General features: G+C 61.7%; 21 protein-coding genes. 11 read left to right on the top strand and 10 right to left on the bottom strand.

What is annotated here, in order from left to right; genetic code table 11:
- Positions 1–104 precede the first annotated feature (104 nt).
- The 4 genes from D3250_RS08650 to D3250_RS08635 all read left to right on the top strand — a co-directional run bounded on the left by D3250_RS08650 (position 105) and on the right by D3250_RS08635 (position 6949).
- On the top strand, positions 105–2210 hold the full coding sequence (locus D3250_RS08650; protein WP_225973237.1) for a GmrSD restriction endonuclease domain-containing protein: 2106 nt from the start codon (positions 105–107) through the stop codon (positions 2208–2210).
- 93 nt (positions 2211–2303) lie between these two features.
- Positions 2304–2549, top strand: coding sequence for a transposase (locus tag D3250_RS08645; RefSeq protein ID WP_119902920.1), 246 nt, complete (start codon positions 2304–2306; stop codon positions 2547–2549).
- Positions 2550–2852: 303 nt separating this feature from the next.
- Positions 2853–5717, top strand: coding sequence for a DNA methyltransferase (locus D3250_RS08640; protein ID WP_119902919.1), 2865 nt, complete (start codon positions 2853–2855; stop codon positions 5715–5717).
- Entirely contained in the window at positions 5714–6949 is a 1236-nt protein-coding gene (locus D3250_RS08635) for an AlbA family DNA-binding domain-containing protein (protein WP_225973236.1), read from the top strand. Before D3250_RS08640 ends, D3250_RS08635 begins: the two co-directional genes overlap by 4 nt.
- A 287-nt stretch (positions 6950–7236) precedes the next feature.
- On the opposite strand, the gene D3250_RS08630 is transcribed toward D3250_RS08635, so the two are convergent.
- Positions 7237–7842: a maleylpyruvate isomerase family mycothiol-dependent enzyme gene (locus D3250_RS08630; RefSeq protein WP_158583114.1), complete on the bottom strand. Its 606-nt coding sequence runs from the start codon at positions 7840–7842 to the stop codon at positions 7237–7239.
- A gap of 65 nt (positions 7843–7907) precedes the next feature.
- Here D3250_RS08630 and D3250_RS08625 point away from each other — a divergent pair, with 65 nt between their 5' ends.
- Positions 7908–8435: a TspO/MBR family protein gene (locus tag D3250_RS08625; RefSeq protein ID WP_119902917.1), complete on the top strand. Its 528-nt coding sequence runs from the start codon at positions 7908–7910 to the stop codon at positions 8433–8435.
- A 15-nt stretch (positions 8436–8450) separates the two neighbouring features.
- Here D3250_RS08625 and D3250_RS08620 read toward each other — a convergent pair whose 3' ends face one another.
- Both D3250_RS08620 and D3250_RS08615 read right to left on the bottom strand, forming a co-directional pair.
- Positions 8451–9509 (bottom strand): PPK2 family polyphosphate kinase, encoded by a 1059-nt coding sequence (locus D3250_RS08620; RefSeq protein ID WP_119902916.1) that lies wholly within the window; start codon positions 9507–9509, stop codon positions 8451–8453.
- Positions 9510–9572: 63 nt separating this feature from the next.
- Entirely contained in the window at positions 9573–11471 is a 1899-nt protein-coding gene (locus D3250_RS08615) for a glycogen debranching N-terminal domain-containing protein (RefSeq protein ID WP_119902915.1), read from the bottom strand.
- A gap of 136 nt (positions 11472–11607) precedes the next feature.
- Between D3250_RS08615 and D3250_RS08610 the strand changes: the two genes are divergently transcribed.
- The 5 genes from D3250_RS08610 (at position 11608) to D3250_RS08590 (ending at position 17499) form a co-directional block, all read left to right on the top strand.
- A complete protein-coding gene (locus D3250_RS08610) occupies positions 11608–12648 on the top strand; it encodes a LacI family DNA-binding transcriptional regulator (protein WP_119902914.1) in 1041 nt (346 codons plus the stop codon).
- The gene (locus D3250_RS08605) at positions 12645–13901 is read left to right on the top strand and encodes a sugar ABC transporter substrate-binding protein (RefSeq protein WP_119902913.1); all 1257 of its coding nucleotides are present in this window, start codon (positions 12645–12647) and stop codon (positions 13899–13901) included. Before D3250_RS08610 ends, D3250_RS08605 begins: the two co-directional genes overlap by 4 nt.
- Positions 13898–15019, top strand: coding sequence for a carbohydrate ABC transporter permease (locus tag D3250_RS08600; RefSeq protein WP_225973235.1), 1122 nt, complete (start codon positions 13898–13900; stop codon positions 15017–15019). The genes D3250_RS08605 and D3250_RS08600 overlap by 4 nt, the downstream gene beginning before the upstream one ends.
- The gene (locus D3250_RS08595) at positions 15016–15909 is read left to right on the top strand and encodes a carbohydrate ABC transporter permease (protein WP_119902912.1); all 894 of its coding nucleotides are present in this window, start codon (positions 15016–15018) and stop codon (positions 15907–15909) included. Before D3250_RS08600 ends, D3250_RS08595 begins: the two co-directional genes overlap by 4 nt.
- Positions 15910–16035: 126 nt before the next feature.
- Positions 16036–17499 (top strand): HNH endonuclease signature motif containing protein, encoded by a 1464-nt coding sequence (locus D3250_RS08590; RefSeq protein WP_147383511.1) that lies wholly within the window; start codon positions 16036–16038, stop codon positions 17497–17499.
- A gap of 76 nt (positions 17500–17575) precedes the next feature.
- On the opposite strand, the gene D3250_RS08585 is transcribed toward D3250_RS08590, so the two are convergent.
- Positions 17576–18256 carry a hypothetical protein gene (locus D3250_RS08585; protein ID WP_225973234.1) on the bottom strand — a complete coding sequence of 227 codons (681 nt, stop codon included), beginning with the start codon at positions 18254–18256 and terminating at the stop codon, positions 17576–17578.
- 164 nt (positions 18257–18420) lie between these two features.
- Here D3250_RS08585 and D3250_RS08580 point away from each other — a divergent pair, with 164 nt between their 5' ends.
- Entirely contained in the window at positions 18421–19569 is a 1149-nt protein-coding gene (locus tag D3250_RS08580) for a DNA recombination protein RmuC (protein WP_119902910.1), read from the top strand.
- On the opposite strand, the gene D3250_RS08575 is transcribed toward D3250_RS08580, so the two are convergent.
- The 6 genes from D3250_RS08575 to D3250_RS08550 all read right to left on the bottom strand — a co-directional run bounded on the left by D3250_RS08575 (position 19559) and on the right by D3250_RS08550 (position 25989).
- A complete protein-coding gene (locus tag D3250_RS08575) occupies positions 19559–21250 on the bottom strand; it encodes an SLC13 family permease (protein ID WP_119902909.1) in 1692 nt (563 codons plus the stop codon). The genes D3250_RS08580 and D3250_RS08575 overlap by 11 nt on opposite strands.
- 59 nt (positions 21251–21309) lie before the next feature.
- On the bottom strand, positions 21310–22443 hold the full coding sequence (locus tag D3250_RS08570) for an MFS transporter (protein WP_225973233.1): 1134 nt from the start codon (positions 22441–22443) through the stop codon (positions 21310–21312).
- Between the two features lie 40 nt (positions 22444–22483).
- Positions 22484–23245 (bottom strand): sulfite exporter TauE/SafE family protein, encoded by a 762-nt coding sequence (locus tag D3250_RS08565; RefSeq protein ID WP_119902907.1) that lies wholly within the window; start codon positions 23243–23245, stop codon positions 22484–22486.
- A gap of 69 nt (positions 23246–23314) precedes the next feature.
- The gene (locus D3250_RS08560) at positions 23315–23920 is read right to left on the bottom strand and encodes a YdcF family protein (protein ID WP_119902906.1); all 606 of its coding nucleotides are present in this window, start codon (positions 23918–23920) and stop codon (positions 23315–23317) included.
- A 9-nt stretch (positions 23921–23929) separates the two neighbouring features.
- Complete coding sequence (locus D3250_RS08555) at positions 23930–25054, bottom strand: 4-hydroxy-3-methylbut-2-enyl diphosphate reductase (protein ID WP_119902905.1); 1125 nt, start codon at positions 25052–25054, stop codon at positions 23930–23932.
- A 23-nt stretch (positions 25055–25077) separates the two neighbouring features.
- The gene (locus D3250_RS08550; protein ID WP_119902904.1) at positions 25078–25989 is read right to left on the bottom strand and encodes a hypothetical protein; all 912 of its coding nucleotides are present in this window, start codon (positions 25987–25989) and stop codon (positions 25078–25080) included.
- Positions 25990–26042: the final 53 nt, after the last annotated feature.

Raw genomic sequence — 26042 nt, 5'->3', positions numbered from 1 at the left:
TGGGCTTAGGGCAAGGTGCGCAGTCGCCTCATGGAGTTCATATACGAGCACCTGCATCTAGGTCCGCGGGTAGCGTGTCGGACGTTTACGGTATGTTTTGGTTTGTGGAGACTTTCAAGCAGACACCGCTGAAACTGTTCAACATACCGCAGCACTTTGTGATCCCGTTATTCCAGCGCCCCTATGTGTGGAAAGAGACCGAGCAGTGGGAGCCACTGTGGAAAGACGTCCGTCGCGTTGCAGAACTCCGGATCGCCGAGCCGCACTTAGATGCTTCCCACTTTCTCGGTGCTGTCGTGATTCAGTCCCGCGAGGCTCAAAGCAGTCGCTTGCCTGCGTGGAACGTGATTGACGGCCAGCAGAGACTGACTACTCTCCATATCGTCGCTGATGCGACCCGATCGTTGCTGGAGCAGGCTGATCTTTCAAAGCCTGCTGGGCAGCTCGAAGACCTCACACACAACGCCGAGAAGTACGTAGAAGACGGTGACAGTCCCCTCAAGCTCCGCCACCTAAACAAGGACCGAGAGCCCTTCGACGAGCTTCTGACCGCAGAAACACCCATCGATTATGAGGATCTATCGCACCCGGACTCACCGATCGTTGCCGCACACCAGTACTTCTCGGCAGCCGTTGCGCAATGGCTAGGACCGCACAACGCGCATGACTACAGGACTAAAGCCAAAGAATTGACCAACGTCCTACTCCACGGTCTGCAGCTCGTGTCGATCGAGCTAGAGCCGGCAGAAAACTCGCAAGAAATCTTCGAGACTCTCAACGCGCGAGGGACCCCCTTGACTGCTGCCGATCTGGTGCGCAATCTCGTATTCCAGCGCCTCGAGGCCGAGGGCGCCGACACCAAGCGTGCGTACCGCGAGGACTGGTCATTTGAGACGGAGTTCTGGGCGCAAGAAATAGGTGTCGGTCGAACCTTGGTTAGTCGGAGTTCCCTTTTCTTCAACCAGTGGTTGGCGGCTAGGACAGGAGAAGAAGTCAGTCCGCAGGCCACCTTTAGCCGTTTCAAATCATGGGTAGAACTAGAGTCGGGCCTGAAGATGACAGAGTTACTGCCGACGATCAAACATCAAGCCCAGCAGTATCAGGCGTGGACCGAAGCCGCGACACACGCTGGCGGGTCGTTGGATTCTGCAGGCATGGCCTTTTATCGAATGCGAGCAAGTGGCATTGAGGTTCTGAAACCATTGATCATCTGGCTGTATGAGCCAGGACGGAACCTTCCACAGCAATACATTGACAGGATCATTCAGGCTGCCGAGAGTTGGGTATACCGTCGCCAGATGCTGCGTTTGACAGGCAGCGACTTGGGACGCATTGTCGCTGACGTCATCGCCGCGAACACAGGCGCGTCCGCCAGCGAATTGCCCGAACGAGTGATCGGTCATTTAGCGCGACTTAATGTCACTAGCACCTACTGGCCCGGGGACGAGGAGGTCCGGCAGGCTTTAGGCACAGAGGCTGTGTACAGACGATTTCCACGGTCGAGGCTGCGCATGTTCCTTGAGGCCATCGAAGACCACTACAGGGCCGAGACTGGCCAGCCGCAGGTCGAGCGCAAGAATTATCCGATTGAGCACATCTTGCCTCGAAATTGGGAAGGCACGTGGCCGGTGAATACCCCCGAGGCTGAAGAGGCACGCCAGGTGAGGGTACACCGGCTGGGCAATCTCACCCTTCTTACAAAGTCACTGAACTCAAGAGTCTCGAACGGTCCCTGGCCGACGAAACGTACTGCCCTACTCCAGCACAACACCATCACGCTCACCGGTCGGGTCGTAGGCAAGACGGAGCACCACGATTGGGACGAGACGCTCATCGACCATCGCACCGTGGAACTCATCGACGCCATGCTCGATATATGGCCCGTACCTGAGGGGCATCTCGGCAAGGTCGTCGATCCTCAGACTAAGGCCGGTGATTGGGTCGAACTCAAGCACCTGATCGAGGCAGGGCTCTTGAAAGGCGGAGACTCGTTGTCGGCTACCCATCGTGACTTTAAGGGCAAAGAAGCGGTGCTGATGCCGGATGGTGCGATTGAGCTGGACGGAAAGCGATACACGTCACCTTCTGCGGCTGGTCACGCCCTACGGAAGAAGACGACGAACGGTTGGTACTTCTGGGCTGTGAGTGATGGACGGCGCCTCCGGGACGTCCGCTCTGAATACCAGAACCTCAACCTTCAACACAGCTGATCTGAACCGTACTGGGTTTAGTTCCGTCCTTGACGTGTCCTGGGTTTGGTTCCCTTCGGTTGTGAGAATCTGACACAACCCTTAGGAGGGAATATGCCCCGTCAGTACTCCCATCAGTTCCGTGAACGCGTGCTGTCTTTACTCGATAAAGGACGCCGCGTCGATGACCTCGCCCAAGATCTCGGTGTCTCTGCTGCCACGATCTACAAGTGGCGCCACCAAGCCCGCGTTGAGGCTGGCGTAATCGAGCCCAACGGCGAGCGGTTAGGCTCCGTCTACCGGCGAAGTCCAGCCGCCGCAACAGACAAGGAGAAGACCTCTCCCGATGAGGACAAGTGACAAGCTACATACCTTCGTATACCCGGTCTGTTCAAGGAAACGATACTTTCTCTCTTGAGGTCGCCTGTCGTTTGTCTAATGTGTTCCCATGGAACTGTGCCCAGTGTCATCTCAGTGGCAGTCAACTCTATGGAACCCCCACACCGTCTAACCCTCGTGCCCAGATGCAACCGGTGTTTTCGCTCCAGCGCGCAAGAACGGAGCAGGGACAGCTCGGTGTCGTCCCTGCACCTCAGAGACTCTCTCGACCCCTACCGTATGCTGATGGGCATTCTCGTAGACGACCGCTGAGGGGCAGCTGACATGCATGAAGTCGTAGACCGAGCCGTGATCAAACGTAAGCTTGCGGAGTTTTCTGCTTTCTGGGGCGAGCGTATCGCCAGCTGGCACGTTGAGGGCACGGAGTCTGGCTCGGAGAAGCGGCATGCTCAGCAGTTCTGGTCTGACCTGATGCGGTGCTTTGACATCAACCCGGAGCGGATCGACGTCTTCGAGCGCAACGCCGATCGTGGTTCGACTGGCGGGGCTGGATTCATTGACTTCTTTTGGTCTGGCGTCGTCATCGGTGAGGCAAAGTCCCTAGGCAAAAACCTCGACGTCGCTTATGAGCAGGCGATGGACTACCTCAACGGTGGGACTGTCAGCTCTCATGAGTGGCCGCGGTTCATTATTGCCACTGATTTCGAGAACATCCGTCTGGACAGGTTGGGTGAGGATTCCTGGACTCTGAGGTTCACCATCGACCAGGTGCCGGACCATTTGGAGCAGTTGCTGTTCTTCGCCGGTGTGGAAGCACTCACCAAGCGTGAGCAGGAGAATGCCTCCATTGAGGCAGCCAAGCTTATGGCCAATCTGTTCAACGCCCTGGCTGGCGAGGAGGCCGATGAGGAAGTCGGTGATGACGCCCCCACCACCGCTGAAGAGGAGGATGACGACACTGAACTCGCATCGGTCCTGATGACTCGTTTGCTGTTCCTGCTCTACGGGGACGACGCCGGTCTTTGGGAGCAGGACTTGTTCTTTCGGTGGATCGATTCGGTGGCCTCGAAGAACATCGGACCAGCCCTCGATGGCCTGTTCAATGTGCTCAACGAGAATCCCGGCACCCGACGGAAGAAGTACCGGGGTAATCTCCCTGATCTGGAGTCACGGTTCCCGTACGTCAACGGGGGGGTCTTCGACGGCACCGGACAGGTAGGCTACTCGGTCCCGGCGGAGTTCAAAGAGGTGCTCCTGGATGCGGCCCGCTTCCGATGGACCTCCATATCCCCGGCGATCTTTGGGGCAATGTTCCAGCTGGTGAAGTCCAAGGACGCCCGTCGCGGAGATGGTGAGCACTACACCTCTGAGAAGAACATCCTCAAGACACTCGGCCCACTGTTCCTGGATGACTACCGCAAGGAAGCCGACCGGCTCATCAGCGAAACCCACCAGGTGGCCCCGCTGCGCCGTTTACAGCAGCAGATCGCCTCGAACATCTACATCGACCCAGCTTGCGGGGCGGGGAACTTCCTCAACGTCGCATACGCCCAACTGCGCCAGATCGAAACCGATCTGATAGTCGAACGTCGTCGCCGTGAAGGCACCATCACCGGCACATTGGACTCGACCTTGGATCAGCTGCTGACCATCGACAAGTTCTACGGTTTCGAGCTGAACTGGTGGCCTGCGAAGATCGCCGAGACCGCGATGTTCCTCGTGGATCAGCAGGCCAACCGTGAGCTGGCTGCCCGGACTGGACAGGCACCTGACCGGTTGCCGATCACGATTACCGCGAAGATCATCCACGGCAACGCCCTAGACCTCGACTGGAACGCTGAGCTGCCTGTCCCGGACGGTAAGACCTTCGTGTTCGGAAACCCGCCTTTCATCGGACAGTACACTAAGACGCCGGTGCAGACGGAGGACATGAGGCGGGTCTGGGGGAAGGACTACGACGGTTATCTCGACTACGTGACAGCGTGGCACGCCAAGTCCAAAGACCTGCTGGCTGAACGGCCCGGCGAGTTCGCCTACGTCACCACCAACAGCATCAGCCAAGGCCAACCCGTCCCCGCGCTCTTCGGCCCCCTTTACCGGGACGGCTGGAGCATCAAGTTCGCGCACCGAACATTTGCCTGGGATTCTGAGGCACCCGGCAAGGCCGCCGTGCACTGCGTCATCGTCGGCTTCACTAAAGATAAGGAGCCCCGACGCCGTCTCTGGGACTACGCCCACGTCAGCGGTGACCCGGAGCCGCAGCGGGTCACCAACGGCATCAACGCGTATCTCATAGATGGTCCGAGCGTTCTGATCAGAAAGTCTAATAAGCCGCTGTCTCCGGCGCTGCCACCAATGACAAGGGGAGCTCAACCCACAGACGGCGGGCACCTCACCTTCAAAGCGAGCGAAGGGACTCGGGGACTCGATCAGGACCCCATTGCCGCCAAGTACCTGCGGCGACTCGTGGGATCGGTAGAACTCATCAACGACATCGAACGTTGGTGCCTCTGGCTCGAAGATCTCACATCGAAGGACTTAAGAGCCTCGAAGAACATCCGAGACGCTGTAGAAGGGTGCCACAGGTGGAGAGTTTCTCAGCCGAAGACCGGAGACGCTTACAAGCTCAAGGACACCCCACATTTGTTTCGCCCGACCCCATTTCACCCAGCGGGACCGTACCTCTGTGTCCCTAAAGTTGTGAGTAAACGACGGCGTTATTGGACCGCGAAGAGGTTTATGCCTGACGTCATCGCAACAGATCTGGTATTCATCGCTCCCGATGAGGACGGCCTGCTGTTCTCGTTAGTCTCTTCATCTATGTTCATGACATGGCAGCGCACAGTTGGAGGCCGGCTAAAATCCGACTACCGGTTGTCGAGCACAGTTACCTGGAACACCTTCCCAGTGCCTGACCTCGAAGAAGCCACCCGCCAGCGGATTATCGACGCCGGTCAAAAGATCCTCTTAGCTCGCGACGAGCGCCCAGACCAGTCCCTGGCTGATCTCTACGACCCTTATCTTATGGGTGGCCACAAGGGCCTCCAGAGGGCTCACAACACCCTAGACACTGAAGTTGATAAGGCTTTCGGCTCCAGTAGCCGTCTTACTGGTGACAAGCAGCGTCTCGAACTGCTCTTCCCCGCGTATCAACGACTGACTAGTGACCCTGGAGGAGCGCCTTCGTGAACTTCACAGCCCTGCACCGCGCCCTTGGTAGACCACCTTCAACCATCACCGAAGAACTCCTCGATGAAGCCGTAGATGAGGGTGTGATGGAGACTGACGACCTTGACTGGAAGACGAAGCTTCCACCCCGTAAGAACCTCGCGCAGAACGATTTTCCAAAGGATGTTGCCGCTATGGCCAACGCAGGCGGTGGGGTCATCATCTACGGCGTCGAAGAGGTCCAGAAAGCCGCCACTCGCCGTACCGATGCCGGTGAGCTCGGCGAGATTCATGAACGCGCTCTCCGCTCTGCTGCTTACACCGCAATCAGTCCGCCAGTGATGGGGCTAAAGATTTATCGTCTTGGGGACGAAGGCCACCGTGCCGTCATTGTGGAAATTCCAGCCAGTACCGAAGGCCCCCACCTGATTTATCGACAGGACCTCTTCGGCGCTCCCAAACGCAACGACGCTGACACGGTGTGGATGAGGGAACGTGAAATCGAAGTCGCCTATCGGGCCAGATTCGAAGAGCGCCGTCGCGGCGACGAGGCACTGGCAGGTCTGTATGATGAGGCAGCTGCAGGGCGTGGGGACGACCGCGCCTGGCTCATCGCAGTGGCCCGACCACGGTTCCCCCACATTGGTGCACCCATTGCTCGCCACGCAATCGGCGACCTCTTCAACAGGATAAGCACCGCTGCCCCCACGTGGTCCACGAACCAGGTAACGCATCCGATCAGCAAGTGCGACTTTTTCGCCCCCCGGCCAGGTCTTCGTAGGTGGGTAGCCCCGGACCGAGGTACGCGTGACAACCGCGAGACCTGGGCCAGTGTCCACCATGACGGGTCTGCCACGCTAGTGACTACCGCTGGTGGCCATTCGCGCCGGGAAGGTAACTTCGAGCCTCACCAGATCGAGTCCTCCGCCATTGAACTCGGTGTCGTTGATTTCCTTGCACTCGCATGGTCCACGGCGGAGAAGTATGGTCTCGATGAATACGACGTTCGAATGGGTCTCGTGTGGTCAGGTAAAGAACCTCTAAGAGTCTGGACAGTCGATAGCGTGGGAGATCTGACCGACCAGTACTCGACGCCGCTATGGCGGTACACGCCGGTCGACGCCACGCTCAACTTGCAGACAACACTTGAGGATTTTCAATCAGATGTTTATGAGTTCGCGGTGACCTGTGTCAATCAGACTGGTCTGCGCGGCCTGCGATGGACACGGAGCCCTGATAAGTCTTTTGACTAGAGGTCGACTGACCGAGATGTCAGCGGGACTGGGGAAACTGAGCTGCGAGCCATGTCAGCAGTGATTTCCCGCGTGAAGCCGAGCGGCGTGCACACAACGGACGCCAGGAGTAACTTTCGCCCGTGGTGAGCGCCGCGCTTGTTCAGTCTAGAGGAGTATGTAATTACTATGGGGAGCGAGACGCCCTGAGACTGCGACGGTGCCTCAATGTGCTGGCGTTCAGTCAAGCCCTGCCTCCCCGTTCCGTCGCGGGGTACAAGTGTGCCGTGGGCTGTACGATGCCATGCTCACGCCTCGGTGATGTCGACCTGTGCGTGGGCGGCGCGTCCGGAAGCCCACAACGTCAATTCTTCAGGCGTGCCGTGGACCATCATGAGCGGGGCAGCTGCTGGGCCTCGCGTCGTCGCGCCGTAGCCGGGGCTGAAGAAGGTGATGCGGCGGTTCTGCTTACGTGCGGCCATCACAAAGAACGTCAGCGAGGCATGCTGCCATATGCGTTTGCGCAGCTCCTCCGAGATCTCCCTGCGGTGGCTCAACTCGAAACCTGGCTGGGCCCGGAGGACATCCTCGGTGTGAATGTAGTACTCAAGCGTGTTCATCGCGTCGTCGACCGGTTTCAATATCTGTGGAAAGTACGGCGGCGGGCCCGCGGCCACGCGGTCGACCGACGCGTCATACCCGCCACTGGCGAGGTTCTGCAGGGCTGCGCGTGCCTTGGGCCCCACCAGCGGCAACCGCCGACCCACCATGAGGTCCGGCCGGGAGTCGCGGACCACAATGTGCAGGGCCAGGTCCTGGGCGGACCACCCCTTACACAATGTGGGGGCATCGGCAGTCACGCTGCGCAGGGCGCTGACCATAGCTTTGCGCTCCTGGGAGGCTGTTGAAGTCATGACCCCACTGTAGGGTCGAGGGCATCCCATTGGGTACCGATGGGGGTACTGAGAGGACTCCAACGTTGACGCAGAAGGACCCGCTGGCGCGCACCTCGGACTCGAGGCCGCGGCAAGTTCTGGCGCTGATTCTGTTCGTCGGGATACCGCTGGCTGTGGGATTTGTGGGGAGCCTGCTGACCCAGGATGAGACCGATGGTTGGTATCAGGAGGCCGACCAAGCGCCGTGGACTCCCCCGGATGCGGTTTTCGGCCCCGTGTGGACGGTGCTCTACATCAGCATGGGTGTTGCGGCCTGGCTGGTATGGCGGAAGCGCCACACCGTGAACGCGACGCCTGCCCTGGCGCTGTTTGTGGCGCAGTTGGTGCTCAACAGCATCTGGTCGCCGTTGTTCTTCGGCGGCTATCCGGTGGCCGGGACTGCCGCCCTGTGGGCAGCCATGGTGGTGATACTGGTGCTGGCAGTGGCTATTGCCGCCACCATCTGGCGCTTCTGGCTGATCACACCCGTGGCGGGGATCCTGCTGCTGCCGTACCTGGGGTGGACTGTGTACGCCTCCACCCTGAATCTCTATATCGCACTGATGAACTGACGCGGCGGCGCTGACTCACGATGCCAGAAGACGTTTGCGTTCTGCGGCGACGTCGTAATCTGCGGCGGGCCAGCGCAGGTTGAGGTCGGCGAGCGCGGCGATCAGCAGCTCCTGGACTGCCAGGCGGGAGTACCACTTCCGGTCTGCACCGATCACATGCCAGGGGGCGTAGTCGGCGTCGGTGGCTTCCAGCAGCTGCGCGTACACCTCCTGGTAGCGGTTGAAGTCAGCCCTCGCGTCAGCATCAGAGGGATCGTACTTCCAATGCTTCTTCTCCCGATCCAGCCGGGAGACCAGCCGGTCCAGCTGCACTTCCGGTGACACGTGGAGCATGACTTTAATGATGACGAATCCGTGGCGTACCAGCTCACGCTCAAGCAGGGTCAGCGCATCGGTCCGCGACTCCAGCTCTTCCTCTGAGTGGCTACCGGTCACCGCAGGGACCAGCACATCTTCATAGTGTGAGCGGTCAAAGACGCCGACGTGGCCTGGCCGGGGCAGACGCCGGATCACCCGCTCCAGGTAGTGCTCGCGCTTCTCCTCCGGGGTGGGGGCGCCGAACCCCGTCACCTCCACCCCCATGGGGTCCATGGAGCTGACCACCTGTTTAACCACTCCCCCTTTGCCGGCAGCATCCATTCCCTGCAGCACTAACAGCACCCGCGGAGCGCGGGTGACACGACTCAGAGCAATCTCTACCTCCGGGGTGAACAGCTGCTCACGGCGGGCCTTCTCCTGCGGGCTCCGGCGTGGGACGCGGGCGGTGATCGCTTTGAGGACCTCGCGCTGGTCCTTCTCTGGTGCGGACACCACGTGCGCCCACATCAGTTCCTGCAGGTCAGCCAGCAGCTGCGCGCGCTCCCCCATTGCCCGTTCAGCGTCCTTGCGCTTCCCACTGAACGCGACCTTCTTGCGGGTGTGCACCTCAGTGAGAGTCAACGGCGAGCTGAACTGCGTGACCCGCCACAGTGAGCGCGGATCCCCGGTGAACGGCGTCTTCTTGGCACCGGTGGGGCCGCGGACTCCGCTGAGGCCCACCTCGAGCGGGGCGGGGTTCTGGGTATCTTTCGGCACAGTGCCTCCTAATGGTCGGCGTCCCCTTCCGGTGGGGCCTGTGTCTATACCTATCAGAGGTGGTTACTTGTCACCTGATGCCCGTGCTGCGCGCCGTTCAGCATGCTGGAGCAGAACGGCCGCGCTGGCGGCGGACCAGGCCTGCGGGCGGCAGGCGGCAGGGTACGGGACAGGTTCGTCACCCACCGGCTCACCGGCGATCAACTCGGGGAAACGGTGCTGGCTGCGGGCGCTGAGCCGCACCAGGGCGTCGAAGACCTCGTCGGCTTCCGCCAAGTAGCCGCTCTGGGCCATGCCGCGCAGGATGATCGCAGTGTCGTGGACCCACACCGAACCCGAGTGGTACCCGGTGGGGTTGTAGGCGGGGTTCTGCGCAGACAGTGTGCCGATGCCGAAGCGCCGGAGCATATCGGGGCGCGTCAGCCGCTCCACCACCACGCTCTCTTCATCAGGGGTGAGCATGCCAGTGCCCAATGCGTGACCCATGTTGCTGCCCACGCCGTCGATCGGGTGGCCTTCACCGTCGAGTCCCATGGCCAGGTAGCGATCCCCCTCACGTTCAACCCAGAACTTCTCCCGCACGCGTTGGGCCAGTGCTTGCGCCCAGTCCCGCCAGCTCTTGCCTCCGGACTCCCCGAGCGCATCAAGGAGTTCCGCTGCGCCATAAGCTGCCTGAACTGCATACGCCTGGGCTTCCACCAGCGCGATGGGTGCTGGTGCGATGGACCCATCAGCCCTGCGCATGGAGTCCCCGGAGTCCTTCCACCCTTGGTTGCTCAGCCCGTGGCCGGTCTCATCCACATACCGGAGAAAACCATCGGGTGAGCTCTCCACCGCTGCGGCCTGCCACTGCAGGGCTGCCCGCAGATTCGGCAGCATCTCTTTGACCTCGCCCAAAGCCAGGCCAGCCTTCCAGGATTCGTGCAGCAGCACGATCCACAGCGGAGTGGCGTCGACACTGCCGTAGTAGACGGCTGGAAGTCTCAAGTTGTTTTGTGAAAAGGTCTGGCGCCGGACCTCGTGGAGGATCTTCCCCGGCTCGGCCGCGGTCTCCGGATCCGTGGTGGTCGCCTGGCGCCGGGCCAGGGTGCGCAGCGTCCCCCGGGCGAGGCCCATGCTGTGCGGAAGCATCATTCGTGCCACCCACGCGGAGTCGCGGCCGAAGAGCGTCAAGTACCAGGGGGTCCCCGCAGCGGCGTAAATGTCCTCAGGCGCCTCCGGATCCCGCTGCAGCAGATGTTTCAGATCACTGAGGTTTGTGCGGACCAAGTCATTCCAGGCGTCGTCGCCAGTGAGGGAAAGATCATCCCAGTCACACGCGGCCGCCCCCGCGTCAGCATCGTGGGCGCTGCGGCTGGTCCGGGTTGCCTCAAAGCGCAGCCGGATGCTCACGCTCTCCGCGGAGGCCAGTTCAATGGGCCAGGCCAGTTTCACTTGGTCGGCTTCGGGCTGCTCCACCGCCCCGGGGGCGGGGGCCGGGTGCACCTGGGTGCGATGCCGCTCATCACTCCACTGCACACCACCGTCGATCGAGATCTCGGGCACGTCACTGGAGAAGCGACCCACCTTGACCCCAGACAGATCGGAACCGTCAGCGCCGAGTGTCACCTCCAACTGCATGTTGACCGGGTCCTGGCCCCGGGAGCTGACCGTGATCTCCACCTCGAGCTGGTGGTCTCCCACTTGTGCGATCTGGTGGACATCCACGGTGGGGTCCGGCCCGGGGTCTCCCAAGTGACGGGCTGCTGCCCAGAAGCGCGACGTCGCGCCGGCGCTGGAGGCCGCCACCGGGACAGTGGCCACGCCGTCGAGAGTGACCTCCAGCGTGCGCAGGACGCGGCGGTCGTCGATCATCCACCCTGTGCCGTCACCTGACATGCGGCCCGCCCAGGTGCTCAGTGCGGTGCCGGGGCCGTTGACTGCAATCTGCAGATCGTGCAGCCAAGGTTGCTGTGGGCTCATAGGGGAACTCCAAATCCATACGGGGTTGACATGCTTGGGCAGCCGGTCCACTATGACATCAGACACATTATGAACGTTCAAGTGAACGATCTAATGCTACTCATTTACACCAGTAGAGCAAGAGTCAGGTGACACGATGCCGAAAACGCACCCAGCGAGGCGGACCACCATCATGGACGTCGCCCGCGCTGCCGGTGTGTCCCGGCAGACCGTCAGCAACGCCATCAACAGCCCGGAGCGAGTCCGGCCAGACACCCGCTCCAAGGTGCTCCAGGTGGTCGACAAGCTGCACTACCGGCCTTCCAGTGCCGCCCGGACTCTGCGGCATCAACGGGCAGGGGCAGTCGGCACTGAGCTCAATGCCGTCGCCGATCAGCCCAGTGACATCGCCCTGCCCTTCCTGACCGCGCTGACGCTCTCGGCTGCCCGCCATGCCTGCCACATGGTGCCCTTCGCCTCGAAGGAAGCGTTCCCGCTGCTGAGCGGCTACCAGGACATGGTGCGCCGTCGCCTCGTGGACGCCTTCATACTCACCGATACTCATCCCGGCGACCCCCGCCCGGCGTGGCTGGAGGAGGCCGGGATCCCCTATGCCTCCTTCGGCCGGATTTACGACGATCCGACCCGTGGATACTGGGCCGACGTCGACGGTGCTGCTGGGACCCAGATGGCGGTCGCGCACGTAGCTGCCAGTGGCTACCAAACGGTCGGGTTTCTCGGGTGGCCGGCGGGTTCAGCGGTCGGCGATCTCCGTCGCGAGGGATGGGCTCAAGGCGTGAAAGAGCACGACGTCGCCGCCGGGCCCGAAGGAAGCGCACCACAATCACTGCCAGAAGCCCTCCGCGCGGCAGAAGACCTCCTCGACGGCCTTGCCGTGGGAGATGCTGTGGTGTGTGCCTCCGACGTGCTGGCCCTCGGGGTCCACCAGGCCGCACTGGCACGGGGCTGGACACCCGGAGCAGATATTGGCATCACCGGCTTTGACGGCTCCCCCGTGGCCCATCTGCATAGCATCACCACCCTGACCCAACCACTGGACGACATCGCCGAGCACCTATTCACCATCCTCGACCACCAGCTCGCCGGCTCCCCGGAGCCAGTCCAGGCCGCCCTGCTGGTTCCCACTCTTGACGTCAACACCAGCACGAAGATCACCCCGAAGAAAGGCACCTCATGAAGAATCACAAACGACACCTCCCTGCAATGTTCGCCATTGGGCTGACCACCACACTGGCGATGAGTGCCTGCGGTGACGGCTTCGATGACGAGGAGGCCAAGGGCAACGGCGAAGACGCCACTTCGGCCGAGGGTGACGCAAGCCTGGTGATGCTCATCGCCACCTCAGGCGAGGCTGAGACCGCCGCGGTGGAGGAAGCCACGGACTCCTGGGCTGAAGAGACCGGCAACGAGGTCGAGGTCCGGGTGGCCTCCGATATGGATCAGGAGCTGGCTCAGGGATTCGCCGGTGGCAACCCACCAGACATCTTCTATCTGGACGCCAGCCAGGTGGCTCAGCAGGCCACCACCGGGAACCTGTACGCCTATGAGGCTGAGGACAACGACGACTTCTTCCCAGCCCTGCAGGACGCATTCACCTACGACGACACCCAGTGGTGTGCACCGAAGGACTTCTCCACACTCGCGCTGCAGATCAACACTGAAAAATGGGAGGACGCCGGACTCACCGACGACGACATCCCCACCACCTACGAGGAGTTGTCCGACGTGGCGGCGACCCTGGACGAGGGCGACAGCGCAGGTTTGGTCATCTCCCCAGAAACTGACCGAGTCGGCGCGTTCGTGGTCGGCCACGGCGGCTGGTGGCTCAACGAGGACGCCACCGAGCCCACTGGCACCAGCGACGAAGTCATCGCCGGACTGGAGTACGTCCAAGATAACATGGAGGAAGGCCACTTCGTCCACGCAGGTGACGTCGACGCCGGGTGGGGCGGCGAGGCCTTCGGCACCGAGGCAGCCGCGATGACAATTGAAGGCAATTGGATCCGGGGCGCGATGAGCAGCGACTACCCCGACATCGACTACACCGTCGCCGAGATGCCGGAGGGACCTGATGGACCCGGAACCCTATTGTTCACCCAGTGCTGGGGCGTGGCCTCTGAGTCAGAGGCGCAGGCGGAGGCAGTCGATCTAGTGAACCACCTGACAACCCCCGAGCAGCAGCTGGAGTTCGCTGAAGCATTCGGCGTGATGCCCAGCCGCGAATCGGCAACCGATGAGTACACCGAGGCGTTCCCGGAGGACGAGCCTTTCATTGCCGGTGGTGACTACGGACGTGGCCCCATCAACGCACCTGATATGACTCAGGTGGTCGGTGACCTGACCTCCCAGCTTGAGGGTCTCAGGAACGCGAACATCGAGCAGATGATGGAGAGCTTCGACACCAACGCACAGGCGGTTCTGGAGCAGTGAAATCACGAGACCCACAGCGCCAGGAGGGCGCCGGATGGCTATTTGTCACCCCGGCTATCATCGTGCTGGGCCTGTTCCTCATCGCCCCCATTGGGATGGCGCTGTGGGTCTCTCTCAGTGACTGGACCGGACGCGGGAGTCCGATCTCCACGGACGTGAACTTCGTCGGCACCGAGAACTACAGCGCGCTGCTGGCGGAGCCGGGGCTGGCACGCCAGGACCTGATGATCTCCTTCCGGAATACGTTCTACTACGTCGTCGGCGTCGTGCCGCTTCAGACGGTCCTGGCGCTGAGCCTGGCGGTGTTGGTCAACGGGAGGTTCCTGCGCGGCCGCACATTCTTCCGGACCGCGTTCTATTTCCCGTCCGTGGTCTCCTCGGTGGCCATCTCCCTACTGTTCCTGTTCCTGTTTGCTGGCAGCGGCGCCATCAATAATGTGTTGGCCTGGTTCGGGGTGAACGGACCGAACTGGTTCCAGGACTCCCGCGGACTGATCCACATCTTCGGGGACTCCATTGGCATATGGAGCATCTCCGATCCGCCGTCCTGGTTGACTGACCCCTCAGTGATGGGGATGTCTTTCTGGCAGTGGTCCGCAGGACCCTCCGTGGCGCTGAGCGCCATCATGATGCAAGTAATCTGGACTACCGCCGGGACGTTCATGCTGATGTTCCTGGCCGCGCTTCAGGACCTCCCCTTGGACGTGGAGGAGGCTGCGATCGTCGACGGTGCCAGTAAGTGGCAGCGCTTCATGAACGTCACAGTTCCGCACCTGCGCCCCACGATTCTGCTGGTGGTCACCCTCGGGTTCATTGGCACCTGGCAGGTCTTTGACCAGATGTATGTCATGACACAGGGTGGGCCCGCCAAGACTACACTGACCCCGGCCTACCTCTCCTATCAGGCGGCGTTCACTAATGGGAACTGGGGCCAGGGCGCAGCAATTGCGTTCATCCTCTTCGCGCTGATCTTTATTCTCACCACGGTGCAGCGTTGGCTGATGCGCGACAAGTACGAGTGGGCGCAGAAGAAAGCTGATCGGCGCCTGAGGCGGCAGCAACGCCGCCAACACCGGGAGACCGTCAACGAGCTACAGCGAAAGGCGCAGAGTTCATGAGTGCACCTACCAAAGATGATGGCACTCCGGTGACTCCTGTGGTCAATGCCGTCGGTGAGAACAAGACCTCGCGGACCAAGAAGTTCTGGTTCTATGGGGTCCTGCTGTTCTTCGCGATCCTCTACGTGTACCCGTTCGTCATCCAGCTGGTCAGCTCTTTCAAGACCAACCCGGACGCAACCAATAACGCGCTCTCGCTGCTGCCGGAGCCTGTCACCATCAATGCCTGGGAGGTGCTGTTCAGCTCTGACTACCCCACCTGGTTCACCAACAGCATCATCGTCACCCTGTTCGTGACGGTGGGCCGGGTGTTCTTCTGTGCGCTTGCCGGATATGCACTGGCGCGGCTGAAATTCCGTGGTCGCGCTGCCCTGTTCACCGGGCTGATCGCAATCCTGGCGGTGCCCGGCATCGTGCTGCTGATCCCGAAATTCCTGATGCTGAACTACGTGGGGATCTACAACACGTACCCAGCATTGATTGTGCCCATCATGATTGATGCGGCCGGGATCTTCATCATGAAGCAGTTCTTCGAATCCATCCCGGAATCTGTGGAAGAGGCAGCCCGGATCGATGGAGCCAGCACCTTCCGGACCTTCTGGTCGGTGGTGCTTCCGATGGCGAAACCCGCGCTGATCACCCTGACCATCCTCTCGTTCCAGGGGTCCTGGAATGAGCTGGGGCATTTCATCATTGCGACGAACGATCCCAACCTCTACACCTTGACCCGCGGCGTGGCTGGATTCACCACAGGTGGATTGGGCGCAGGAAATCAGTATCCGGTCGCGATGGCGGCGGCACTGTTGATGACCATTCCGACCGCGATCGTCTTTATCGTATTCCAACGCTACTTTACTCAAGGCGCTAATGCGGGGGCAGAAAAAGGCTGAGCGTGCACGACGCTGATTGACGCAGTCCGGGCGCGTGCGCTCCGACAGTGCATTGAATCTCGCCATCTCGGCTTGCCGTCGGATCGGGTCGGTGTCGTGTCGGTGGTGGGCAATAAAATTCTCGGTATGGAACCTCAACTGGCGAGCCTAACACCGGCGCCGGGGACTGCCCGGCATTTTCCGCCGGTGCCGGCTTCGATGCGCCACCTAGCGGTGGTGCCTGAGCTCACTGCCGCGTGGGAGCACCAGGTAGTGGCTCGGCGTGCTGAGGCTGCGAAGATCATGCACCTGCTGGGTTACCGAGACCGGTGTGCTGCCGCAGCGGCCGGGGAGCCAGCAGTGGCCCGAGCTGAGACGGAGAGGGCCGCGGTCCGGGACGCAGCGCTGGTGCTGGGCGCCAGTGAGCGCACTACTACGATCCTGCTTAACGCGGCGGGTTTCGCCCGCCAGACTCTTCCCCGGATGTGGCAGGCGTTCCTGGACGGACAGGTCGATCTTGTGCGTGTGCGTAAGGTCGCTGACGCCGCTGCTCCAGAGCTCGGCGAACATTGCCTGCGCCAGCTGGACTCACGGGCCGCGGTGGAAGCTGCCCATCGCGGTGTCGCCGATTTCCAGCGGTGGCTGACTCGCTACATCGCCGAGCTTAACCCCGAAGCCTACGCGGCCGATTGTGAGCGGGCCCGCCAAGACAGGTATGTCCGCTTCGACCACCAGCCCAACGGAATGAGCTACCTTGAGGCTTACCTTCCAACTTTGGAAGCAGCAGCGATCCAGAACCGCCTCCGGGCAGCCGCCCGCGGCCTCGACTCACCCCCAGCCCACGACCACGACCGCCAGAATGAAGCCGGCCAGGACCAGCGCGACCCAGGCCAAGAGCCCACTCCTATGGGCAGTCCCGTTCCTATGGCTAGAGGTGAGGCTGCTGGTGGTGATGGCCGGACGCTGGCCCAGCGCGAAGCTGACCTGCTGGCCGTCTGGTTGCGTGATGGGCGGGTCTATGACGCCCCAGTGGAGGCGAAGATCATGGTCATGGTCCCTGAGGCGACCCTCACCGGGGCATCTGATGAGCCCGGGGTGGCAGCGGACAGGTCCTGGCGGATTCCAGCCGGACAGGCCCGCGCCCTAGCGCATAACCCGAACGCAGCTCATCAGTGGTACGAGGGTCAGGTTCGGCCCAACCGCCAGGAGGCCGATTACGACCTGCTCACCGCGAGGTACGTAGGCCGGTACCCACCCCAGCGGTTGCGGGATGCGTTGATCTTCCGCGATGGGGTCTGCCAAGCACCAGGGTGCACCATCTCCGCCCAGCGGTGCGATATCGACCACCAACACCCCAACCAGGACGGTGGAGCTACCACCGGGAGCAACCTCTGGGCGCTATGCAGGCGGCATCACCGAATGAAATCCCACGGCCTCCTCCATCCGTCGACCCCCAGGTCGGATATTCCGACGAAGTCTCCGCCCGTCGAAGAACCCCCACTTACCCCAAAGCGAAGTGGGCTCCGCGAACGCCGCCCAGTCCCACCTCATAGAGGCCCGGCCAGAGCCACAATGACCTGGACATCCACACCCATCAGAATCCTTCATTAGAGCGTGGATCAAGGATTGCTCGCGCGCTGCATGCGCGAAAACGCAGGTTCTGGCGCCGCAACGCGGAAACTACGGTCTATTCGGCCCGCACGCGGTCTTCGTCACGCAGGAAGAAGGCGCCTAAAGACCCGGCGAGCGTAGCGAAGACAGCAACAGAATAGACACCCAGAATGAGCTTCAGAACCTGGGAGAACGGATCATCCGTAGTGATCCCAGTTCCGGTCACCGTGGCCAGAGCAGCCTCGAAAAGGGCCTCCGTGTAGTCGGTTTGGGATTCGAACGCGTACAGCAACTGGCTAGAAGCTAGGACCACAACTACGGTCACCGCTGCCAGCCACCCAATTCTGGTGGAAAGCAAACGACCAGCAGAGCGGGAGCCCCGAACCCCTGCAGAAACAATCCCACCGACCCGCGCCACCCGAGCCACGCGCAGCGCTCGGACTGCTTGCAGTGCCCGAATGAACCGCAAGAACGGGATAAGCAGAAAGATGACCTGCCACCAGTTGCGACGCCAGAAGGCTTTCCCGAATCCCGCGACGTATGCGCGCAGAATGAACTCCGCAACGAACACTGACCAGAACGCCCAACCTGCCACGCTGAGAATCCGGGTCCAACCAGGTTCCGAAACAAGCAGCTGTCCCATGATCACGAACAGAAAGAGCAGGCCGAGGAAGCCCATGGGCCGATCCAGGCGCGCGGCCAATACCTCAGCAGCTTCGACACGATCCGCAGTTGACCGCACGGGTGCGCTAGTCACGGTCGGAAGACCTCCAGAAATTGGTCCAAGCACATAGGTGTTACCCACTCTACAAAGGGGCCGCCAGGCGTCATCTCGAGACTTCACATCTCATCAGAGGCGCTCGCCTCTCGACACACGCGGCGGAGACAACGCATGTGGGTACCGGGTGGCAAAGTGGAGTCATGGATTGGCCAATGATTCTGCTGGGGCTCCTACTAGGCAGCGTGTTCGGCGCAGCACTTTGCTGGGCTCTGACCCGCACAAAGTACAATGATGCCGCCGCGGCACTCAACGAGTCCCAAAGATCTTTAGCCGCAGCCGAGGGCAGGCTGGATGAGATCGAGCGTCGTCGCACGGATGATCATGACGCGGTCCAGGAGCGCGAATCTCTCTTAGAGCTCCTGCACCCAGTCCGGCAAGGTGTGACCGATATGCACCGGCGCATCCAAGAGCTTGAACGCGAACGCTCCGCGCAGCACTCTCAGCTGAGCCACCAGCTGGAAAGCGCAGCACAGGCTGATGCGACCATCATAAAGTCCACCCAGGCTCTGCTGGGTTCGCTGCACTCCACTTCAGCGCGTGGGTATTGGGGTGAGGTGCAGTTGCGTCGCGTGGTGGAAGCGGCAGGCATGCTGCCACACGTTGACTTCACCGAACAGCACACCGGTACGGGCCTAGACGGGGAAGTGCTTCGGCCCGACATGCTCGTCCAGCTCCCCGGCGGACGACACTTGGTCATCGACGCCAAAGCACCGCTGCACGCAGAGGACGCCGAGTTGCAGGCCAAGGCGCTACGTGCCCGCGTGGACGAGCTGTCCCGGAAACGCTACTGGGAGGCGGTGGAGCTGTCCCCAGATGTCGTGTTCTGCTTCCTGCCAGCAGAGTCACTCCTGTCAGCCGCACTCGAGGCCGACTCCGACCTGCTGGACCGCTCCCTCGCCAAAGGCGTGACGCTCGTCTCCCCCTCCTCGCTGTTGGCGGCGATGAAAGCAGTGGAAACGGCCTGGCGGCAGGAACGGCTGGCGGCCAACATCAAAGAGGTTGTGGATAACTCTCGGGAGCTCTACCGTCGGCTGGCGACCATGAGCAGCCACCTCAGTGAGGTGGGTTCGCGCCTGACTCAGTCGGTAGCCGCGTATAACAAGCTGATCGGCAACATTGAGCGCCGAGTCCTCCCCCAGGCTGAGGCGCTGGGGCGCCTTGAGGTCGGTGAAACCTCCAAGGGCAGACTCGAGGACCTCGGAGAAACGCTGAAGGCAGAACGGATCAACGCCGAGGCGACCCCGCTCGGGCCCCGACTCTCAGAAGACGACGGCCCCCCTAAACCGTGAGGCCGAAGACCCACACCAGCAACGTCATAGACGCAATAGTGATGATCACCACGCCAATGAGGTTGAGCAGGAAACCCCCCTTGATCATCTGTCCGATAGTTACGTAACCCGAGCCGTAGGCAATGGCATTCGGCGGAGTGGCCACCGGAAGCATGAACGCGCAGGTGGCGGCCAGTGCCACCGGTGCGGCCAACACCAGCGGATCAACGCCGGTGCCCATGGCCACACCTGAGGCCACCGGCAGGAACGTGGCCGCGGTGGCAGTATTCGAGGTCATTTCGGTCAGAATCAAGATGCCCAGGGCGGTCACACCGACCAGCACCCAAAGCGGCACGCCGGCCAGGCCCTCCACCTGCTCGCCGAGCCACGCCGACAACCCGGAGTCACCGAACTGACCCGAGAGCGCCAGGCCGCCGCCGAAGAGCAGCAGCACGCCCCACGGCAGCTTCACCGCGTAGTCCCAATCCAGCAGACGCACGCCCTTATTCGCGTCACCCCCCGCCGGCAGCAGAAAGAGCAACAAACCCACAGTGATCGCAATGCCGGCATCGTCAATGAAGGGTTCTGCCTCCTCGCCCAACACACCGAGGGCGATTAGGGCGTCAGTGCCCAGCGGGATCGAAACCCAGGAGACTGCGGCCAGAACGAAGATCAGCAGCACACGAATCTCACCTTGGCTCATGGAGCCCAGTTTCTTCAACTCACCCCGGATCAGCTCGGCACCGCCGGGGATGGTCTCCATCTCCGGGCGGAAGATGAGTTTGGTCAGCACCAGCCAGGTGATGATCATCATCACAATCGAGATAGGGACACCCACCAGCATCCAGTGCCCGAAAGTGATCGGCATGTCGTGATATTCACGCATATGACCAGCCAGCAGCGTATTGGGAGGCGTGCCGATGATCGTGCCCAGCGAGCCCACCGAGGCGGCATACGCGATGCCCAGCATCAAAGCCGTGCCGAACTTGGATTTGATTACAGTCTGTTTGGTCTCCTCGTCCGCGTCCTCTGGGCTGCCAGCGGCGTCAGGGTCCTCGCCCGCCAGAATCTTGCGCACCAACATCAGCACGGAGATGCCGATCGGCAGCATCATCACTGCCGTTGCGGTATTGGAGACCCACATGGACAGGAAACCTGTAGCGATCATGAACCCCGCAATCAGCGAGGCCGGCTTGGACCCCATCAAACGCAGGGTCACCAGGGCAATGCGCCGGTGCAGATTCCACCGCTGCATTGCCAGTGCCAACATGAACCCACCCATGAAGATGAAGATGATGTTGTTGCCGTAGGAAGCGCCCACATCATCAAAGGCAACTCCCCCCGCGGGTTCGTCACCAGCCCCTGCGTCACCCTCGGGCACCAATACCGGGAAGACGATGAGCGGGATGAGAGCCGTAGCCGGAATCGGAATGGCTTCCGTCATCCACCAGATCGCCATCAGCACCGCAGTGGCTGCAGTCAGTCGAGGCCATATTTCAATCTCGCCGGGCATAAGGAAGTAGATGAGCACCGCCCCCAGCACACCTCCGAATAGGCCACTGAGCCGGCGGATCAGCGTGGGCTTGGCAAAGCCCTCTTCCTGATGTCCAGCCGAGAGATCCGACTGTTCGCGCCCTGACTGTTCCTTGGGATCGTACTGCTTTAAGTGCGCCCCGGGGACCTGGGAACGGGAAGTGGTCATGTATCTCGGCTCCTTTTCAGGCGTCTTGTGTCACGCAGATGTTACGCAGTCCATCCTGATCATTCCCTGGGCAGGACGGCGCTGACCAACACCGTAGCGACCACCGTGAGTCCAACGACCATCCCCACTGTGCCGAGCCATCCACTCGCAGCAAAGAAGGTACCGCCGAGGTAACCGAAGAGGGAGGACCCGCCGTAGTAGCCCACGTTGTACAAGGAGGCTGATTGCGCCCGACCGGCAACTGCGAGAGCGCCGGACCAGCCCGAAGCCACAGCATGAGAGGCGAAGAAACCACCGGTCATGACCACCATCCCCAAAATGATCGCCCAGAGATGGGGCACCAAGGTCAGCACGACGCCGCAAAGCATCACCAAGTTGCCCCCAATGAGGACTTGCTTGCGGCCTAACCTCGCGGCTAGGACGCCTGCCCGGGGCGCGGAGAGTGTTCCTGCCACATAGGCCAGGAAAATCAGACTGATCAGTCCCAGCGGGAGGCCGAAGGGCGGGTCAGCCAGATGGAAAGTCATGAAGTTGTACATCGCTACGAAACCCCCCATAGTCAAGAACCCTTGGAGGTATATGACACGCAATCCCGAGGACCGCAGGTTCCCTACCAACTGACCCGCGGCGTACCTGAAAGTGCTGCGGCCCGGGGTGAAATTACGCGCACGGGGGGCAGTAAGCACGAAAATCAGAACGCAGACTACCGCTAGGCCCGTCACTGCCAGCAGACCGGGCTTCCACCCCAACTGGTCTCCCACAGGTGCCGCGATGATCCTGCCGGTCAGCCCGCCTACAGTCGTGCCAGAAATGTAGGTTCCGGCGGCCACCGCCGCAGCTCTCGGGCTGACCTCTTCGCTGAGGTAGGCCACAGCTAACGCGGGAACACCGCCCAACATCAGTCCTTCGAAGAATCGCATCATCAGGGCCAGCGGAAACGTCGGCATGAGGATTGTCAGCGCAGCGAACAGACAGGCCAAGATCACAGCCCACAGCATTGCCTTCTTTCTGCCGTAGGCATCACCAAGGTAGGACCACGGAATTACACCAAGTGCCAAGCCCAGGGTGGCCATGGACACCATAAGCGCTGCCTGATCCGCACTCACGCCCTGATCGCTTGCAATCACTGGCAGCAGCCCCTGCGGGGAGTACAGCTGAGCGAATGTCGCCACCCCGATAAAGAACAATGCCACCAGCAGCCGTCGATAAGGTCGCGTACGCGGCTGAAGCCCCTCAGATGACATCGATCACACCACGGACTATGGCTCCCACTCCTCCCAGCCCGGCAAGTGTCAACGCCAGGCGCCGCGCGAAGAGGACAGAGACGACCCTGGCCAACCGGGAGGCAATCAGTATCCCTGCCAGCACAGTGATCACGATCCCAGCCAAGAGGACCCCGAAGGGAACTCCCACATCGCCATCGGTGCTGACAGACCCCAGGGCAAGTTTCGACACAACCGAAGCCGCCCCCATGGTCATGAAAATGGGTTGCAGCGTCGCGGCGAAACTTAGCTGATCCCACCGCGCCAACCGGGAGTACACCACCATGACCGGGGCAGCGACCCCACTGGTGGTGTTGAAGAAACCGCCAATTAGACCCGCGGTGACAGCGGGCACTCGACCTGTTGCCTCGGGGAGTCTGCGCAGAGTAACTGTCACTAGCAGAGCGGCCACCACGATCGAACCGAGAATGATCGAAAGCCAACCTGCCGAGAGCATTCCGACCAGCCAGGCGCCGGGCCAGGCGCCGATCACTGCGGCCGGAATGATCAGCCAGAACTTCCGCCAGTCAATCGAAGCCCAAACGCTGAGCATGATGAGAAAACCAGACACCACGGTGGTCATATTCGTCACCAGCACCCCGAAGGCGGGCCCTAGGAGAAGTGACAGCACAGGGGCGACGACGAGACCCACTCCGGTACCAGAGAGCCGCTGCAGCACAGTGCCGATCAGGACGGCGGCGACGATGATCGCCACCGTGCTGAGAATATCCACCGTGTCATCGTAGACCAGCGCTGCAGGAGCAGCTTCAGGACCGGTTGGCGGCCCCAGCCACCCCAGGAGTCAGCTGACCACTCCCATGAGCACAGCCAGCACACCGACGATGCTGAGGTGAAGCCACACATGGATGCGAAGCACAGCCAGAAATTCGCGCAACAGGCCACTGGGAAGGTGGTGCCAGGCGGTCTTGGAGCCCAACACATGAGCCCTCATCCCCAAGCTCCGGCTCAGCAGCGCTGCCCTGAATACGTGAAAGCTGCTGGTCACCACCAGGACAGGGGCCTGCGGATGGCTCAGCAGCTTCCGGGAAAGCTGGAGGTTCTCCCTGGTGCTTCGCGACTCAGTTTCGGCAATGATGTGGCCGGGTGCGGCTCCGCACTCAATGAGGTATTCACGCATTGCGATGGCCTCTGGGCGGGGCTCATCGGGACCCTGCCCACCGCTGGTGATCACAACAGGGACGGGCTGGAAACAGCGCTGAACCTCGAGGCCTCGGCGGAGCCTGCCCGCCAGGAGCGGGGGCACCTCCCCGTCGATCAGGCCAGCCCCCAGAATGATCACGGCCTCGGGAACGAGGCGGACGCGCCGCCACCGGTACAGCAGGGAGGCAATAGCGAATAGCCCGAACGTGAGGGCCGCGTACCCAGTGACGAGCGCTGCTATGCCCAACGAGGGTCTTCAGCTGGTGGAACAGGCGCTGCGTTTACGGCCACCGCGTCCAACGTCATCGTGACCGGCCTGCTGCAGAGCCTTTCGGATCTCCTTGGGGAGGGAGAAGACGATGTCTTCTTCTGCCGTGACGACCTCCTCCGGCTGGCCGTAACCGTACTCCACCAGGAGGCGCAGCACATCGTCGACAAGCACCTCCGGAACCGAGGCTCCCGAGGTGACCCCCACGGTCTGCGCCTCAGCGAACCAGGACTCATCGATCTGGTTGGCGAAATCCACTCGCTCGGAACGTCGAGCTCCACACTCAAGAGCCACTTCCTTCAACCGCACGGAGTTGGAGGAGTTGGCAGAGCCGACCACGATCACCAGATCCGACTCCGGCGCAATTTTCTTGATCGCCGCCTGACGGTTGGAAGTCGCGTAGCAGATGTCATCCGAAGGAGGATCCTGGAGGTTCGGGAACCTTTCCCTGAGCTTTTGGACCGTCTCCATCGTTTCGTCCACCGAAAGCGTGGTCTGCGAGAGCCAGATGAGGTTATCCGGATCAGGGACCTGGATCTGGTCGACCTCCCACGGGCCGTTGACGATGGTGGTGCTCTCCGGGGCATGACCGAAAGTCCCTTCAACCTCTTCGTGGCCGTCATGGCCGATCAGCAGAATGTGGAAGTTGTCCCGAGTAGTGAACCGGACAGCCTCGCGGTGCACTTTGGTCACCAATGGGCAGGTGGCGTCAATGGTCTGCAGGCTGCGCTGGGAAGCCGCCTCTTTGACCGCCGGGGAGACACCGTGGGCGGAGAATACTAAGAGCTCTCCCTCCGGCACCTCCTCAGTCTCCTCGACGAAGATCACACCCTTCTCCGTCAGCGTGTCGACCACGTGGCGGTTGTGAACGATCTCCTTGCGCACATAGACAGGCGCGCCATACCGCTCCAATGCTTTTTCCACCGCCACCACGGCACGGTCGACTCCCGCGCAGTAGCCGCGGGGAGCCGCCAAGAGGACTCTCTTGGTCCCCTCGAAAGTCTGCTCTGCGGCGATCTCTTCAGGGCTGCGGCGCTTGCGCGGCACCGTGGGGGTGGGTACTGAAATGTGTTTGCGGGGCGTCGTCGGAGCGTCCGGCGTCGTCGTTGTCATGGTGGAAGTGTACCGGCGCGACCTTAACGGCGACGGGACGCAGAAAGCAGCCCACCGACCAGTCCAGTCAGGCCCACGACGCCGCTGAGAGCGCTGAAGACCCACCAAGCCGGCTGTGCCCACTGGGTGAACTGGACCTGAATGTGATCCAGGACCACCCCTGCTGCCTGCGGCACTTCGGTAGGGTGATGGAACTGCGGGGAAGCAACCGTCGTGGCAATCCATACGCCGAGCACGGCCGCCACCAACGCACCGCCGGCTAATCCGAACCACCGAACCGGGCCCTTTCCAATGAGCAGCCCGGCAGCCGCCAAGCCAGCAGCTGCCACTGCGAAACCGGCCCAGTACTGGCTGAGGGTTGCGATGGTGGCCCACGAGTACGGGTCCGCGGTGTTGTCCGTAGCTGCCTGGACGTCCAAAATGATCTCCGGGGCGATGATGTCGAAGCTTCCAGGTTCAACTCCAGGAAACCAGCCGAATGCGTCCTCCAACCCCTCCCGCATCGGCTCGGTCATCGCCTCCGACACCGGCGTGAGATCCAGCTCAATATCGAGCTCCCGGACTTGCCCGGAGGTGCCTGTGGCGAAGATCCCCTCCAACTGTGCGGTGTAGCCAGTGCGGGTGTCCTGCAGGACTTCATCCCACGCCTCACGGGTGCGCTCGGTGTCGAAAGCCGACGACACCACTGGGGCAAGTGCCTGGTCCGCGCCGCCGGGCACAGCCCACTGCAACTGATCGGGCAGACGGTCGGTGAGATCGTCGACGACGATCTCGGTCACCGCCTGAGAGAATTCTTCCTGCTGAGGGAGCGTTCCGGCGATATCGCGAACGGGCTCCTCGCTGCGCAGCAACTGATCCAGCTGGTGTCCGGCAAGAGCCCCTACCGACAGCATCCCCGCCAGCAGCAGGCAGAGGACGCTGAGCAGGTGTCGCATGAAGCTCCTGAGGCAGTTTCGGACCGGGAAGGCGGCAACGAGTCGGGCTAGTC

The sequence above is a fragment of the Nesterenkonia natronophila genome (genome assembly GCF_003595215.1).
Lineage (GTDB): Bacteria > Actinomycetota > Actinomycetes > Actinomycetales > Micrococcaceae > Nesterenkonia > Nesterenkonia natronophila.
Note: the sequence above shows the minus strand (reverse complement) of the source record. Positions and strands in the feature narration are given on the sequence as shown.

What these genes read in the sequence shown, in the direction of transcription:
- D3250_RS08645 (WP_119902920.1), top strand. Translation starts at nt 2,304, where the DNA reads ATGCCCCGTCAGTACTCCCATCAGTTCCGTGAACGCGTGCTGTCTTTA.
- D3250_RS08640 (WP_119902919.1), top strand. Translation starts at nt 2,853, where the DNA reads ATGCATGAAGTCGTAGACCGAGCCGTGATCAAACGTAAGCTTGCGGAG.
- D3250_RS08630 (WP_158583114.1), bottom strand. Translation starts at nt 7,842, where the DNA reads ATGACTTCAACAGCCTCCCAGGAGCGCAAAGCTATGGTCAGCGCCCTG.
- D3250_RS08615 (WP_119902915.1), bottom strand. Translation starts at nt 11,471, where the DNA reads ATGAGCCCACAGCAACCTTGGCTGCACGATCTGCAGATTGCAGTCAAC.
- D3250_RS08610 (WP_119902914.1), top strand. Translation starts at nt 11,608, where the DNA reads ATGCCGAAAACGCACCCAGCGAGGCGGACCACCATCATGGACGTCGCC.
- D3250_RS08605 (WP_119902913.1), top strand. Translation starts at nt 12,645, where the DNA reads ATGAAGAATCACAAACGACACCTCCCTGCAATGTTCGCCATTGGGCTG.
- D3250_RS08595 (WP_119902912.1), top strand. Translation starts at nt 15,016, where the DNA reads ATGAGTGCACCTACCAAAGATGATGGCACTCCGGTGACTCCTGTGGTC.
- D3250_RS08590 (WP_147383511.1), top strand. Translation starts at nt 16,036, where the DNA reads ATGGAACCTCAACTGGCGAGCCTAACACCGGCGCCGGGGACTGCCCGG.
- D3250_RS08580 (WP_119902910.1), top strand. Translation starts at nt 18,421, where the DNA reads ATGGATTGGCCAATGATTCTGCTGGGGCTCCTACTAGGCAGCGTGTTC.
- D3250_RS08575 (WP_119902909.1), bottom strand. Translation starts at nt 21,250, where the DNA reads ATGACCACTTCCCGTTCCCAGGTCCCCGGGGCGCACTTAAAGCAGTAC.
- D3250_RS08555 (WP_119902905.1), bottom strand. Translation starts at nt 25,054, where the DNA reads ATGACAACGACGACGCCGGACGCTCCGACGACGCCCCGCAAACACATT.
- D3250_RS08550 (WP_119902904.1), bottom strand. Translation starts at nt 25,989, where the DNA reads ATGCGACACCTGCTCAGCGTCCTCTGCCTGCTGCTGGCGGGGATGCTG.